Origin of the sequence: Caballeronia sp. LZ035, assembly GCF_031451175.1 — a bacterium.
GTDB lineage: Bacteria > Pseudomonadota > Gammaproteobacteria > Burkholderiales > Burkholderiaceae > Caballeronia.
On record NZ_JARUXS010000001.1, the window covers coordinates 216,318 to 228,425 of the forward strand.

Annotated in this window: 12 protein-coding genes; 10 read left to right on the forward strand and 2 right to left on the reverse strand. The window is 64.9% G+C overall.

What is annotated here, in order from left to right:
- Positions 1-340 precede the first annotated feature (340 nt).
- Complete coding sequence (locus tag QCE88_RS01025) at positions 341-619, forward strand: HU family DNA-binding protein (protein WP_008352404.1); 279 nt, start codon at positions 341-343, stop codon at positions 617-619.
- Between the two features lie 131 nt (positions 620-750).
- Here QCE88_RS01025 and QCE88_RS01030 read toward each other — a convergent pair whose 3' ends face one another.
- Together QCE88_RS01030 and QCE88_RS01035 are read right to left on the reverse strand one after the other, a co-directional pair.
- Positions 751-2,013 (reverse strand): GTP-binding protein, encoded by a 1,263-nt coding sequence (locus QCE88_RS01030; protein ID WP_309898409.1) that lies wholly within the window; start codon positions 2,011-2,013, stop codon positions 751-753.
- Between the two features lie 144 nt (positions 2,014-2,157).
- The gene (locus tag QCE88_RS01035; RefSeq protein WP_309898411.1) at positions 2,158-2,613 is read right to left on the reverse strand and encodes a lytic transglycosylase domain-containing protein; all 456 of its coding nucleotides are present in this window, start codon (positions 2,611-2,613) and stop codon (positions 2,158-2,160) included.
- A gap of 621 nt (positions 2,614-3,234) precedes the next feature.
- Between QCE88_RS01035 and gspD the strand changes: the two genes are divergently transcribed.
- From gspD to gspK, 9 genes are all read left to right on the forward strand, one after another.
- Entirely contained in the window at positions 3,235-5,601 is a 2,367-nt protein-coding gene (gene gspD / locus QCE88_RS01040; RefSeq protein WP_309898413.1) for a type II secretion system secretin GspD, read from the forward strand.
- On the forward strand, positions 5,598-7,094 hold the full coding sequence (gene gspE / locus QCE88_RS01045) for a type II secretion system ATPase GspE (protein ID WP_309898415.1): 1,497 nt from the start codon (positions 5,598-5,600) through the stop codon (positions 7,092-7,094). The genes gspD and gspE overlap by 4 nt, the downstream gene beginning before the upstream one ends.
- Positions 7,095-7,121: 27 nt before the next feature.
- A complete protein-coding gene (gene gspF, locus QCE88_RS01050) occupies positions 7,122-8,339 on the forward strand; it encodes a type II secretion system inner membrane protein GspF (RefSeq protein ID WP_309898417.1) in 1,218 nt (405 codons plus the stop codon).
- Positions 8,340-8,753, forward strand: coding sequence for a hypothetical protein (locus QCE88_RS01055; RefSeq protein ID WP_309898419.1), 414 nt, complete (start codon positions 8,340-8,342; stop codon positions 8,751-8,753). It begins immediately after the preceding gene.
- Positions 8,754-8,915: 162 nt separating this feature from the next.
- Positions 8,916-9,386 (forward strand): type II secretion system major pseudopilin GspG, encoded by a 471-nt coding sequence (gene gspG, locus QCE88_RS01060; protein ID WP_404987337.1) that lies wholly within the window; start codon positions 8,916-8,918, stop codon positions 9,384-9,386.
- A gap of 27 nt (positions 9,387-9,413) precedes the next feature.
- Complete coding sequence (locus QCE88_RS01065) at positions 9,414-9,896, forward strand: GspH/FimT family pseudopilin (protein ID WP_309898421.1); 483 nt, start codon at positions 9,414-9,416, stop codon at positions 9,894-9,896.
- Positions 9,896-10,291, forward strand: coding sequence for a type II secretion system minor pseudopilin GspI (gspI, locus tag QCE88_RS01070; protein ID WP_309898423.1), 396 nt, complete (start codon positions 9,896-9,898; stop codon positions 10,289-10,291). Before QCE88_RS01065 ends, gspI begins: the two co-directional genes overlap by 1 nt.
- Complete coding sequence (locus QCE88_RS01075) at positions 10,269-10,952, forward strand: prepilin-type N-terminal cleavage/methylation domain-containing protein (RefSeq protein WP_309898425.1); 684 nt, start codon at positions 10,269-10,271, stop codon at positions 10,950-10,952. The genes gspI and QCE88_RS01075 overlap by 23 nt, the downstream gene beginning before the upstream one ends.
- Positions 10,949-12,076, forward strand: a complete 1,128-nt coding sequence (gene gspK / locus QCE88_RS01080; RefSeq protein WP_409017996.1) for a type II secretion system minor pseudopilin GspK — start codon at positions 10,949-10,951, stop codon at positions 12,074-12,076. The genes QCE88_RS01075 and gspK overlap by 4 nt, the downstream gene beginning before the upstream one ends.
- Positions 12,077-12,108 lie beyond the last annotated feature (32 nt).

The window sequence follows — 12,108 nt, forward strand, 5'->3', positions numbered from 1 at the left end:
AACCAACGGCACCTTGTTCTGAAGGATTCGCCCTTGCCACAAGCGTTAAAAGTCAATGTCCCACCTTGAAAAACCCCGCCGCAAGCCCGAAAAATATAAGGGTAAATCTTTGAAACCCTTATCCTGATTGGGTTTGCGCTGCGCTATCATACCAAGCGCTGCCTACAAAGGCGGCGTGAAGGCGACGATGTGAAGCAACGTCCGTGAAGTGGCGCCGGAGAACGTCAAATCGTCGGGCGGGCCTGTCAGAAGGCCGTCCCTACTCGACTGCACGGCTTGCGCACGTATAATCGGCGCGTTCGCGCTGTTCGTGTCAACCTAAACTGATAAAGGAACCTTAATGAACAAACAGGAATTGATCGACGCCGTAGCCGCCCAGACCGGCGCCAGCAAGGCTCAAACCGGCGAAACGCTGGACACGTTGCTCGAAGTGATCAAGAAGGCTGTCTCGAAAGGTGACGCAGTGCAGTTGATCGGCTTCGGCAGCTTCGGTTCGGGAAAGCGCGCAGCGCGCACCGGCCGCAACCCGAAGACTGGCGAGTCCATCAAGATTCCGGCCGCAAAGACGGTCAAGTTCACGGCTGGCAAGGCATTCAAGGATGCAGTGAACAAGCGGTAAGTTTCTTGCCGATTGTCCGGCTACCCGCGGTAGCCAGTGATACATGACCCGCCTTCGGCGGGTTTTTTTTCGCCGATGCCGCCCAGACATGGCCTGGCGATGGCACGCCTCGAAGGCGTGCCGTCATCCCGTCAATGCCGATGATCCTCGCAACCGCAGTCGGGACCGTGATCATGGTCATCGTGGTCATGGTCGTCGATGTCCCATGCAGGGAACGGATCGGCCAGATGCTTCCAGCCATCCGCGCCGAGCGCCCATTCATCGTCGGTGAGGAGACACGCGTCGAAGGTGTCCTGCCAGGTCGCCGGATCGAGATCCAGGCCGATGAGCACCAGTTCCTGGCGACGGTCGCCAATGCTGTTGTCGTCCGCATCGCCCACCCATTCCGCGACGATCTCCGCTTCGAGCTCGGGATCATCGGTCGGCCATTCGCTGCGATCCTGCGCTGCCCACCACACGCCCGCCGGCCCATGACGGCATGTGCCGCCCGCCTGCGACAGCGAACCGCCAACCTCACTGCGCGTCGCCAGCCAGAAGAAGCCCTTGGCGCGCAACACGCCCGGCCATTCGCGATGCAGCAGGTTCCATAAACGCTCGGGATGAAACGGCCGACGCGCCCGATACACGACATGACCGACATCAGTGGCGGCCACTTCATCGTCCGGGCTCGTCGATGGTGCTTCGTCGAGGATGGCAAGCCAGCCCGGCGCGCTAGCGGTTGCATCGAGATCGAAACGCCCTGTGTCCAGGATTTCGCCGGGCGCAACGATGCCGGATTGCGTCGTGATCTGGAGCGCGCGCGGATTGAGCGCGTGGAGGATGCGCGTGATCTTCTCCGCTTCTGCGGCATCGACGAGATCGGTCTTGTTGATCACGATCACGTCGCAGAACTCGATCTGCGCGATCAGCGTTTCCACGACCGTCCGGTCTTCTTCATCCTGCTCGCCCGTCTGCAGGCCGCGTTCGGCCAGCGAGTCCGAGGACATGTAGTCACGCAGGAAACTCGCGGCATCGATCACCGTGACGAAGGTGTCCAGTGTCGCGTGGCCGGCGAGCGTGGCGTCATCGTCGTCGCCGAATGCGAGGTGCTCGGCGATCGTCATGGGATCCACGGCGTGCGAGGTCTCGACCAGGATCGCATCGAAACGCTGCTGTTCGGCAAGCCAGGTGATGGCGCCTTCCAGCGCGGGCATGGATTGATCACTCAAGGTGAGCAGCAGTCCGCCGTTGGGAAGCTCGGTCGTTTCCTGGTCGGCGGCCGGCGGGGCCTTGCCGCACGTGATCGCGCCGATGCGTACGGCCTCGGTATTGGCCAGCAGTGCATCGACGAGCGTGGTTTTACCCGCGCCTGTGAATCCCGACAGCACGGTGATCGGAAGGGGCGATTGGTTCATTGCAGTGGACCGGACGGGGAAGGAAGCGCGCAGGCGCGGGTCCGCTGCGCGAGGCGCGGCGCGGACGATCGAAGAGGGGATTTTGCATCAATTGCGCCGGACGCGGGCGCGGGTGACACAAGCAATAAAGGAAGGCCGGAACGCTCAGCGCTTGGCTTCGACCAGCTTCCAGCGGCGCAGGATCTCGATGATCTGGGCCGAGTACTTGTCGCGCAGCGCAGGCGTTTCGGAATGGTAGGCGCCGACCGCCTGCCAGGAATTGCCGTACTTGTTCATCTTCTGCCGCAGATGCCACGCAGCGACATAGACGCTCTTGCACGGCTGCATCAGCGTGCCGCTGGAGATGCCGTATTGAGCCAGGGTGTCGAGGTGGATGGAGTTGATCTGCATCAGGCCGTAGTCGGTCGACCCGTTGGCGTTCTTGTTGATCGCATCCGGCTTGTTGTGCGATTCTTGCCAGGCGATGGCACGCAGGATCAGCGGATTGACCTTCTGATACTTGGCGGCTTCATCGAAGCAGTCCGCGTGCGCGGAAGCGGCCGCCAGCAGCGCCCCGCATGACGCGACGCATGACACAAGTCTGCGCGTGATTCTCTTCATCTTCGTTCTGCTCCATCCGCTCATGCGGAACGTCATGCCGCCGTTGCGGCGCCTTGGCGCCAACGCCAAACAACACACGTCCGCGGCCGGATCGTGCTCTCAAAGGGAACCATTGTTTCGGGAAAACCCACCCTTTTCGAGACAGCCCGTAAAGCGGAACCGACCGTATCATACCGGCTGATGTTTCTGGTTATAAGTTGGCTATCAGACATACGCCAATCAGCACGCGAGACGGCTGTTCGCGTGCAGTGTGCCAGACCTTCGGTCGGGTGTGCTCTAAATGTATGAATATTAAGAGTTCTGGACGCGCTACAATTCGGCTCCCGCGCACATCGGCCGGTCCTCGGAATCTCTTGAGAGCACGGTCTATCGGCAGGTTTCCTGAAAGGTTGAGGCGCGGCAGCATACCGAGCGATACAGCTTCAGAGAGATTTTGATCTGGTACGAATTGGCATAATTTCGTTACATAAAGCTGTTATCGTCATATTTTTTTACCCGGCTGCGTGCCGTGCGCCCTGCGCGCCGATCGCGGTCGGCAGCGTTCCCCGTTGAAGGGCAGCGCTGCCTTGGCCGGCTTCCCGGTGATCCGGCTCTGATATCACATCCATGAGAAGACAACCTATGGCACTGCGTCGCATCGCGACGGCTCTGCTGGCGGCGGGACTTATCGTCGCTCAAGTCGCGCACGCGCAAGTGACGTTGAATTTCGTCAACGCGGATATCGACCAGGTCGCCAAGGCGATCGGCGCCGCCACCGGCAAAACCATCATCGTCGATCCCCGCGTCAAGGGACAACTGAACCTTGTCTCGGAGAACGCGGTTCCCGAAGATCAGGCGCTGAAGACGCTCCAGTCGTCGCTGCGCATGCAAGGCTTCGCGCTCGTGCAGGATCACGGCGTGCTGAAGGTCGTGCCCGAAGCCGATGCCAAGCTGCAGGGCGTGCCGACCTTTGTCGGCAACACGCCGGGCGCGCGCGGCGACCAGGTCATCACGCAAGTCTTTCAGTTGCGTAACGAATCGGCCAACAATCTGCTGCCGGTGCTGCGCCCGCTGATTTCCCCGAACAACACCATCGCGGCCTATCCGGCCAATAATTCGCTGGTGGTCACCGACTACGCCGACAACGTGCGGCGTATCGCGGGCATCATCGCGGGCGTGGACACGGCGGCGGGCCGGGAGGTCGATGTCGTCACGCTGAAGAACGCGAACGCCATCGATGTCGCCGAGCAGATGAACAAGCTGCTGGATCCAGGCACGATCGGCAGCACCGACGCGACGCTCAAGGTCACCGTCACGCCGGACGCGCGCACCAATTCGCTGATGTTCCGCGCGTCGAGCAGCAACCGGCTCGAGGCCGCCAAGGCGCTCGCGAAGAAGCTCGATGCGCCGACCAACCAGCCCGGCAACATGCACGTGGTCTCGCTGCGTAACGCCGACGCCACGCGCCTCGCCAAGACGCTGCGCGGCATGCTCGGCAAGGGCAGCGGTTCCAGCGACAACTCCAGCTCGTCGAACTCGAATTCGAATAACGGCTACGGCAACAGCGGCGGCGGTCTCGGCAGCAATTCGTCGATGTCCACCGGCCAGTCCGGCGTGCCGCCGCTTCCCGGCGGTCTGGGCTCGTCGAGTTCGGGCAGCGGCAACAATCCCTTGACGGGTGGCAGCGGAAACCGCGACTCGAACTTCTCGTCGAACAAGGACAGCGACAACGGCAACGATCAGGGCGGCGGCATGATCCAGGCGGATTCGGCGACGAACTCGCTCATCATCACCGCGCCCGATCCGATGTACCGCAACCTGCGCGCCGTGATCGACCAGCTCGACGTGCGCCGGCCGCAGGTCTATATCGAGGCGCTGATCGTCGAACTGAACGCGACGTCCAATGCAAGCCTCGGCATTCAGTGGCAGGGCGCGCTGCTGTCCAATAGCGGCAATAACGCGATCTACGGCAGCACGGGCTTTCCGACGGTCACGGGCACGAGCAACAACATCGTCGATCTGACGCTGGCGGGCGCTGCAGCCTCGCAGAATACGTCGGCGCTCGCGTCGGCGACCGGCTTGCTCGCACCGGGCCTCAACATCGGCCTGCTGCACCGCTTCGGCAACCTGTTCGGCCTCGGCGGCCTGTTGCAGGCGCTGTCGACGTCCTCGGACGCCAACGTGCTCTCGACGCCTAATCTGATCACGCTGGACAACGAGGAAGCGAAGATCATCGTCGGCCAGAACGTGCCGGTGACCTCGGGTTCCTACGCCACGCCCACCGCGAACGCGGCCACCTCGGTCACCGCGTTCAACACCTACGACCGTCGCGACGTCGGCGTGGTGCTGCACGTCAAGCCGCAGATCACGGACGGCGGCGTGCTGAAGCTCCAGGTCTACCAGGAAGATTCGAGCGTCGACGCCACGACCGTGAACAATGTGGCCGGCCCGACCATCAACACGCGGTCGGTGCAGTCGACCATCATGGCCGACGACGGCGAGATCGTCGTGCTCGGCGGCCTCATGAAGGACGAGTACGACAGCAGCACGAGCAAGATTCCGTTGCTCGGCGACATTCCGTTCATCGGCAGCCTGTTCCGCAGCGAAAGCAAGGTCCGCACGAAGACCAACCTGATGGTGTTCCTGCGGCCGGTGATCGTGCGCGATCAGGCAACGTCTTCGCAGATCGCGAACACGCGCTACGACTACATGCGTCAGCAGCAGTACGGTTCGACGTCGGATAACCGCATCATCAAGGACAAGAACGTGCCGGTGATCCCGCCGAAGCCGCTCGGTCCGAGCGAAGGCGGCGGCGCGCCGGCGGACAACCTGCTCGACTGGAGCAGCATGACGCGTGGTCCGGGACCGAGCACGACGCTGCCGCAGAACCCCGATACGCCACCGGTGCCGCAGCCGGTGCAGACCGCGCCGCAGTCCACCTTGCCGTCGCAGAACAGCTATCCGCCGTCTGGCGGCGCAGGCAATGGCCAGACCGGAGTACGGCCGTGAGCACGGTGAACGGCGCGGATGGCGCGCACGACCACGCGAGCACGGCGGCCTCGCCGCTGGCGGCGCGGCTCGTGCCTTACAGCTTCGCGCGCAGCGGACAGATCCTGCTGGCGCACCAGCATCCGGACGGCATCGAGGTCTGGATCAGCGAGCGCACGAGCGACGCGGCGCTCGCCGAGGTCGCGCGCAATTTCGGCGCGCTGTCGATCGTGCGCAAGCCGTCCGACGAACTCGCCGCGGCCATCAACGCGGCCTACGCGCGCAATGACGGCAGCGCGGCGCAGGTGGTCGGCGAAGTGGAAGGCGAGGTCGATCTGTCGCGTCTGATGCAGGACATTCCGGAAGTCGAGGACCTGCTGGAGTCGGAAGACGACGCGCCGATCATCCGCATGATCAACGCGCTGCTCACGCAGGCGGCGCGCGAGCAGGCGTCGGACATTCACATCGAGCCGTTCGAGAATGCCTCGGTGGTGCGTTTCCGGGTGGACGGCACGCTGCGCGACGTCGTGCGCCCGAAGAAGGCGCTGCACGGCGCACTGATCTCGCGGATCAAGATCATGGCGCAACTCGACATCGCGGAGAAACGTTTGCCGCAGGACGGGCGCATCACGCTGCGCGTCGGCGGACGGCCGGTGGACGTGCGCGTTTCGACGCTGCCGACCGGCCACGGCGAGCGCGCGGTGCTGCGTCTGCTGGAAAAGGACGCGCAGCGCCTGAATCTCGAAACCCTCGGCATGGCGCGCGACACGCTCGTCCACTTCGACAAGCTGATCGGCCGGCCGCATGGCATCGTGCTCGTCACGGGGCCGACCGGCTCCGGCAAGACCACCACGCTGTATGCGTCGATGTCGCGGCTGGAAACCACCACCACCAACATCATGACGGTGGAGGATCCGATCGAGTACGACCTGTCGGGCATCGGGCAGACGCAGGTGAACGAGCGCATCGGCATGACCTTCGCGCGGGCGCTGCGCTCCATCCTGCGTCAGGATCCGGACATCATCATGATCGGCGAGATCCGCGACCTCGAAACCGCGCAGATCGCCGTGCAGGCGTCGCTGACGGGCCACCTGGTGCTCGCGACGCTGCACACGAACGATGCCGCCTCCGCCGTCACGCGTCTCACCGACATGGGCGTGGAGCCGTATCTGCTGGCCTCGTCGCTGTTGGGCGTGCTGGCGCAGCGGCTCATCAGGCAGCTGTGTCCGGTGTGCAAGGAAGAGCGCGTGGAAGAAGACGGCGTCAAGCACTGGCATCCGGTGGGCTGCGAGCGCTGCGGCCAGTCGGGCTATGTGGGCCGCCGCGGGGTCTATGAATTGCTGCTGATCGACGACACGATCCGGCCGCTCATCCACCGCAACGCCGCCGACGCCGAGATTCTGGAAGCCGGCCGCGCGCAGGGCATGCGCACGCTGCGCGAGGACGGCGACCGGTGGCTTGCCGCGGGTGTTTCGTCGCTCGAGGAAGTGCTGCGCGTGACCGGCGGCGATTAAGAGCGAACCAGCGCGGAGAACTAACGTATGCCGGCTTTTCGTTTTGAAGCCATCGATTCGGCGGGCAAGACCCAGAAAGGCGTGCTCGACGCCGACAGCGCCCGCGCCGCGCGCAGCCAGCTGCGCACGCAAGGCCTGACGCCGCTCGTGGTCGAGGCGGCGGGTTCGCGCACGCGCGGCGAGCGGCAGCAGCGGCTGTCGCTCGGGCGCCGCCTGTCGCAGCGTGAGCAGGCCATTCTCACGCGCCAGCTGGCGAGCCTGCTGATCGCCGGCCTGCCGCTCGGCGAGACGCTTGCCGTGCTGACGGACCAGTCCGAACGCGATTACATCCGCGAACTGATGGCCGCGATCCGCGCCGAAGTGCTCGGCGGCCATTCGTTCGCCAATGCGCTTGCGCAGCATCCGAAGGACTTTCCGGAGATCTATCGCGCGCTGGTGGCGGCGGGTGAGCATACCGGCAAGCTCGGCCTGGTGCTGTCGCGTCTGGCGGACTACATCGAACAGCGCAACGCGCTCAAGCAGAAGATCGTCCTTGCGTTCACCTATCCGGGCATCGTGACGATCATCGCGTTCGGCATCGTGACCTTCCTGTTGAGCTATGTCGTGCCGCAGGTCGTCAACGTGTTCGCGAGCACCAAGCAGCAACTGCCTTTCCTCACCATCATGATGATGGGGCTGTCCGCCTTCGTGCGCAGTTACTGGTGGGCGATGCTGATCGGCGTAGCGATTTTTGCGTGGATCGTGAAGAGCATCCTGGCGCGGCCCGGGCCGCGCATGTCGTTCGACCGCTGGCTGCTCGGCGCGCCGCTGGTCGGCAAGCTGGTGCGCGGCTACAACACGGTGCGCTTCTCCAGCACGCTCGCCATCCTCACCGCCGCTGGCGTGCCGATCCTGCGCGCGCTGCAGGCCGCCGGCGAAACGCTCAGCAACACGGCGATGCGCGACAACGTCGACGACGCCATCGTGCGCGTGCGCGAAGGTTCGTCGCTGTCGCGGGCGCTCGGCAACACGAAGACCTTTCCGCCGGTGCTGGTCCATCTGATCCGCTCGGGCGAGGCGACCGGCGACGTCACCACGATGCTCGACCGCGCCTCCGAAGGCGAAGCGCGCGAGCTCGAACGCCGCACGATGTTCCTGACAAGCCTGCTCGAACCGCTGCTGATCCTCGCGATGGGCGGCGTGGTGCTGGTGATCGTGCTCGCGGTGATGCTGCCGATCATCGAACTGAATAATCTGGTGCAGTAAATGAACGCCCTGCAAACCCGACTGATATCGCTTGCCGCCCTGGCGCTTTTTTGCGTGACGATCACCTACTGGTTCGTCACGCTGACCTCGCGCCAGACCACGCCGCTGCCCGGCGCGGCCGCGACCCGCACGCCTTCGGTCGAGCAGGCCGCGACCATTTTCGGCGGACGGCTCGAACGTCAGGCCAACTCGGACGTCCACCTGTTCGGCATCCTGGCGCTGCAGGGCGGCGCCGCGGCCATCGTCAGCTATGGCGGCGAACCGGCCAAGGCAGTGTCGCTCGGCGGGCCGCTCACGCAGGGCGTGAAGCTCTCGGAAGTGCGCGCGCGCTCGATCATCATCGAGCGCAACGGCGTGAAATCGGAGATCTTCCTGCCGCAGAATCCGCCCGGACCGACCATCTGGGTGCGCTGAACCCGGCGCGCTGCGACGCAATGCCCGCATGCCGCGGGAAGGCGTGGCGAAAGCAGATCGATAGAATGACTGGCGGCGGCGTCTCCGGACGGCCGCGCGATGTTTTCGAAACACCGGACGTGGCAGTCCGGAACGTTATTTTCAATTGAAGAGGGTGGTGTTATGCATATGTTGACCCAACGCCGCATGCGGCTTCAGCAAGCCCAGGCGCAAGGTCGTCGCCAGCGCGGTTTCACGCTGATCGAAATCATGGTCGTGATCGCGATTCTCGGCATTCTCGCCGCGCTGATCGTGCCGAAGATCATGAGCCGTCCGGATGAGGCGCGCCGCGTCGCCGCGAAGCAGGACATCGGCACGATCATGCAGGCGATGAAACTCTATCGCCTCGACAACGGCCGTTATCCGACGCAGGAGCAGGGTCTGCGCGCGCTGATCGAGAAGCCCTCCACCGAACCCGTGCCGAACAACTGGAAGGACGGCGGCTATCTGGAGCGCCTGCCCGCCGACCCGTGGGGCGGCCAGTATCAGTATCTGAATCCCGGCGTGCACGGCGAGATCGACGTATTCAGCTACGGCGCGGACAACAAGGCGGGCGGCGAGGGCAACGATGCCGACGTCGGCTCGTGGCAATGATCGTCCGGCGGTAGGAAGGAACGCAGCGTGAACAGGCACGGCAGGCACATCGACGCACGGCGCAACGCCGGCTTCACACTGCTCGAGATGCTCGTCGTGCTGGTGATCGCGGGTTTGCTGGTGTCGCTCGCGTCGCTGCAGCTGACGCGCAACCCGCGCACCGATCTCAACGAGGAAGCGCAGCGGCTCGCGCTGCTGTTCGAAGCCGCGGGCGACGAAGCCCAGGTGCGCGCGCGGCCGATTTCCTGGCAGCCGCAAGACGGCGGCTTTCGCTTCGACGTCCGCACCGAAGACGGCTGGCGCCCGCTGCGCGACGACCTGCTGCGCCCGCGCCACTGGGAAGGCGGCGTGACCGGCGTGAACATCCAGTTTCTCGACTCGGACAAGTCGGTGAGCCGGCTCGTGTTCGGCACCGAGGCGGTCGACACGCCGATGGAAATCACGCTGTTCTCGGCCGTGGGCCGCGCGACCATCGTGGGCAGCGGCAACGGCCGCTATCAGGTGAAATGATGCGGCGGCGAAGTCATCCCAACAATCTACGCGGCTTTACGATGATCGAAGTGCTCGTGGCGCTGGCGATCATCGGCGTGGCGCTGGCGGCGTCGATCCGCGCGGTCGGTGCGCTCGCGACCGGCGAGGCGGACCTGCACCGGCGCCTTCTGGCGGGCTGGAGCGCGGACAACGAACTCGCGCAGCTGCGGCTCTCGCATCAGTTTCCGGCGCTCGGCTCGCGCACCTTCGACTGTTCGCAGGGCAATCTGAAGCTCACCTGCACGCAGCGCGTGACCCAGACGCCGAATCCGATTTTCCGGCGCGTCGAAATGTTCGTCTCGACGCCGGGCCGCTCCGGCAATCTCGCGCAAATGGTCACGGTGGTAGCGAATGAAACGAACCGCTCGCTCTGACCGCCGGCTACTGAACAGCAAACGCGGGCAGCGCGGTTTCACGCTGCTCGAAATGCTGATCGCCATCGCGATCCTCGCGGTGATCGCGGTGCTGTCGTGGCGCGGACTGGACGCCATGATCCGCGCCCGCGCGACCATCGAGAATGCGATGGAAGACGAGCGCATCGTCGCGCAGTTGTTCGATCAGATGAGGATCGATGCCCGCCAGGCCGCCACCGACGACGAAGCCGGCCAGCCCGCCGTGCAGATCGGCAACGGCTCGCTGCAGATCGTGCGCGGCGTGTTCGCGGCGAATGTGCCGCCGCGTTTGCAAGTGGTCCGCTACCGGCTGTCGGATGGGCGTATCGTGCGCTATGCGTCGCCGCCGCTGGCGAACGTCGGCGAGGTGCGGCGCGCCTTGTCCGGCGACACCAGCGGCTGGAGTTCGATTCCGCTGATGGGCGGCGTGGGCTCGCTCGCGACGCGCGTGTTCATTCCGGAGAAAGGCTGGACGACGCGCATGAGCGACGTGCTCGCGCAGATCAACCAGAACGACAACAACCTGAAGGTGCCGCAACTGGGCAACGCGCCGCTGCCGCGCGCGGTGTCGGGCATTCAGGTGGCGGTCGCCGCGCAGACGCTGAAAGCGCCGCTCACCCGCGTGTTCCTGGTCGGAGAATGACAATGCGCCATCGTTCGAACCGTCGGCTGGAAAGGAAGCAACGCGGCGTCGCCATCATCACCGCGCTGCTGGTCGTATCGCTGACGGCCATCCTCGTGTCGGGCCTGCTGTGGCGCCAGCAGGTGCAGATCCGGCGCATCGAGAATCAGCGGCTGCTGGCGCAGGCGCAATGGATTTCACGCAGCGCGCTCGACTGGACGCGCCTCATCCTGCGCTCGGAAGCCGATACCTCGCCTACCGTCACCTATCTCGGCGGCGTGTGGGGCGTGCCGATCGCGCGGACGAAGCTGTCGGACTTCCTCGGGCAGATCGGCGAAGTGCGCGCGCAGCAGGGCGCATCGACCTATCTGTCCGGCTCGATCGAGGACGCGCAGGCGAAGTTCAACCTGCGCAATCTGGTGTCGACGCCGACGCCCGGCGTGCTCACCATCAATGTCCAGCAGATCCAGGCGTTCCAGCGGCTCCTGACGATGCTCGGCATCAACGGCTCGCTGGCGAAGACGGTTGCGCTGCAGATTCGCGCGGGCCTGCAACGCTCGGCGACGCGCTTCCAGACGCAGACCGGCGCCGCCCCGGGCACCACCACCGGCACGACGGCGGAAGCGCAGATCGCCGCGCTTGCGCAGGGCGGCGGCGTGGGTGGCGGCAACTTCACGGACGATCCCGGCCTGAAGGACGCCGACGAGAACGCGCCGGTCGCACCGCTGCAGATGATCACCGTCGATTCGCTGCTCGACGTGCCGGGTTTCTCGCCGGAGGTGGTCGCGAAGCTGCGGCCGTTCGTGACGGTGTTGCCCACGACCTCCGCCGTCAACATGAATACCGCGCCGGCCGAAGTGGTGGCGGCGATGGTGCCGGGCATGAGCCTGTCTCAGGCGCAGGCGTTCGTCGCGCGCCGCGAGACGGTGTTCTTTCACGACGCGGCCGGCGTGCAGCTCGCGCTGACCGGCTCGGGCGTGAAGACGACCTCGTTCGATCCGAACGAACTCGATGTCACGACGAAATACTTCGTGATTCACGGACACGTCGATCACGAACGCGCGCAGCTCGAGCGCACGACGCTCGTCTATCGCGATCCGGCGACGCACACGACGCGCATTGTCTATACGCGCGACGCGACCTGATGGCCGTGTCGCAGTCATTGTTGAGGGGAAGT

Bases quoted from the DNA above. Each gene is read 5' to 3' on its own strand.
- QCE88_RS01025 (WP_008352404.1), top strand. From the start codon at position 341: ATGAACAAACAGGAATTGATCGACGCCGTAGCCGCCCAGACCGGCGCC.
- QCE88_RS01030 (WP_309898409.1), bottom strand. From the start codon at position 2,013: ATGAACCAATCGCCCCTTCCGATCACCGTGCTGTCGGGATTCACAGGC.
- QCE88_RS01035 (WP_309898411.1), bottom strand. From the start codon at position 2,613: ATGAAGAGAATCACGCGCAGACTTGTGTCATGCGTCGCGTCATGCGGG.
- gspD (WP_309898413.1), top strand. From the start codon at position 3,235: ATGGCACTGCGTCGCATCGCGACGGCTCTGCTGGCGGCGGGACTTATC.
- gspF (WP_309898417.1), top strand. From the start codon at position 7,122: ATGCCGGCTTTTCGTTTTGAAGCCATCGATTCGGCGGGCAAGACCCAG.
- QCE88_RS01055 (WP_309898419.1), top strand. From the start codon at position 8,340: ATGAACGCCCTGCAAACCCGACTGATATCGCTTGCCGCCCTGGCGCTT.
- gspG (WP_404987337.1), top strand. From the start codon at position 8,916: ATGCATATGTTGACCCAACGCCGCATGCGGCTTCAGCAAGCCCAGGCG.
- gspI (WP_309898423.1), top strand. From the start codon at position 9,896: ATGCGGCGGCGAAGTCATCCCAACAATCTACGCGGCTTTACGATGATC.
- QCE88_RS01075 (WP_309898425.1), top strand. From the start codon at position 10,269: ATGAAACGAACCGCTCGCTCTGACCGCCGGCTACTGAACAGCAAACGC.
- gspK (WP_409017996.1), top strand. From the start codon at position 10,949: ATGACAATGCGCCATCGTTCGAACCGTCGGCTGGAAAGGAAGCAACGC.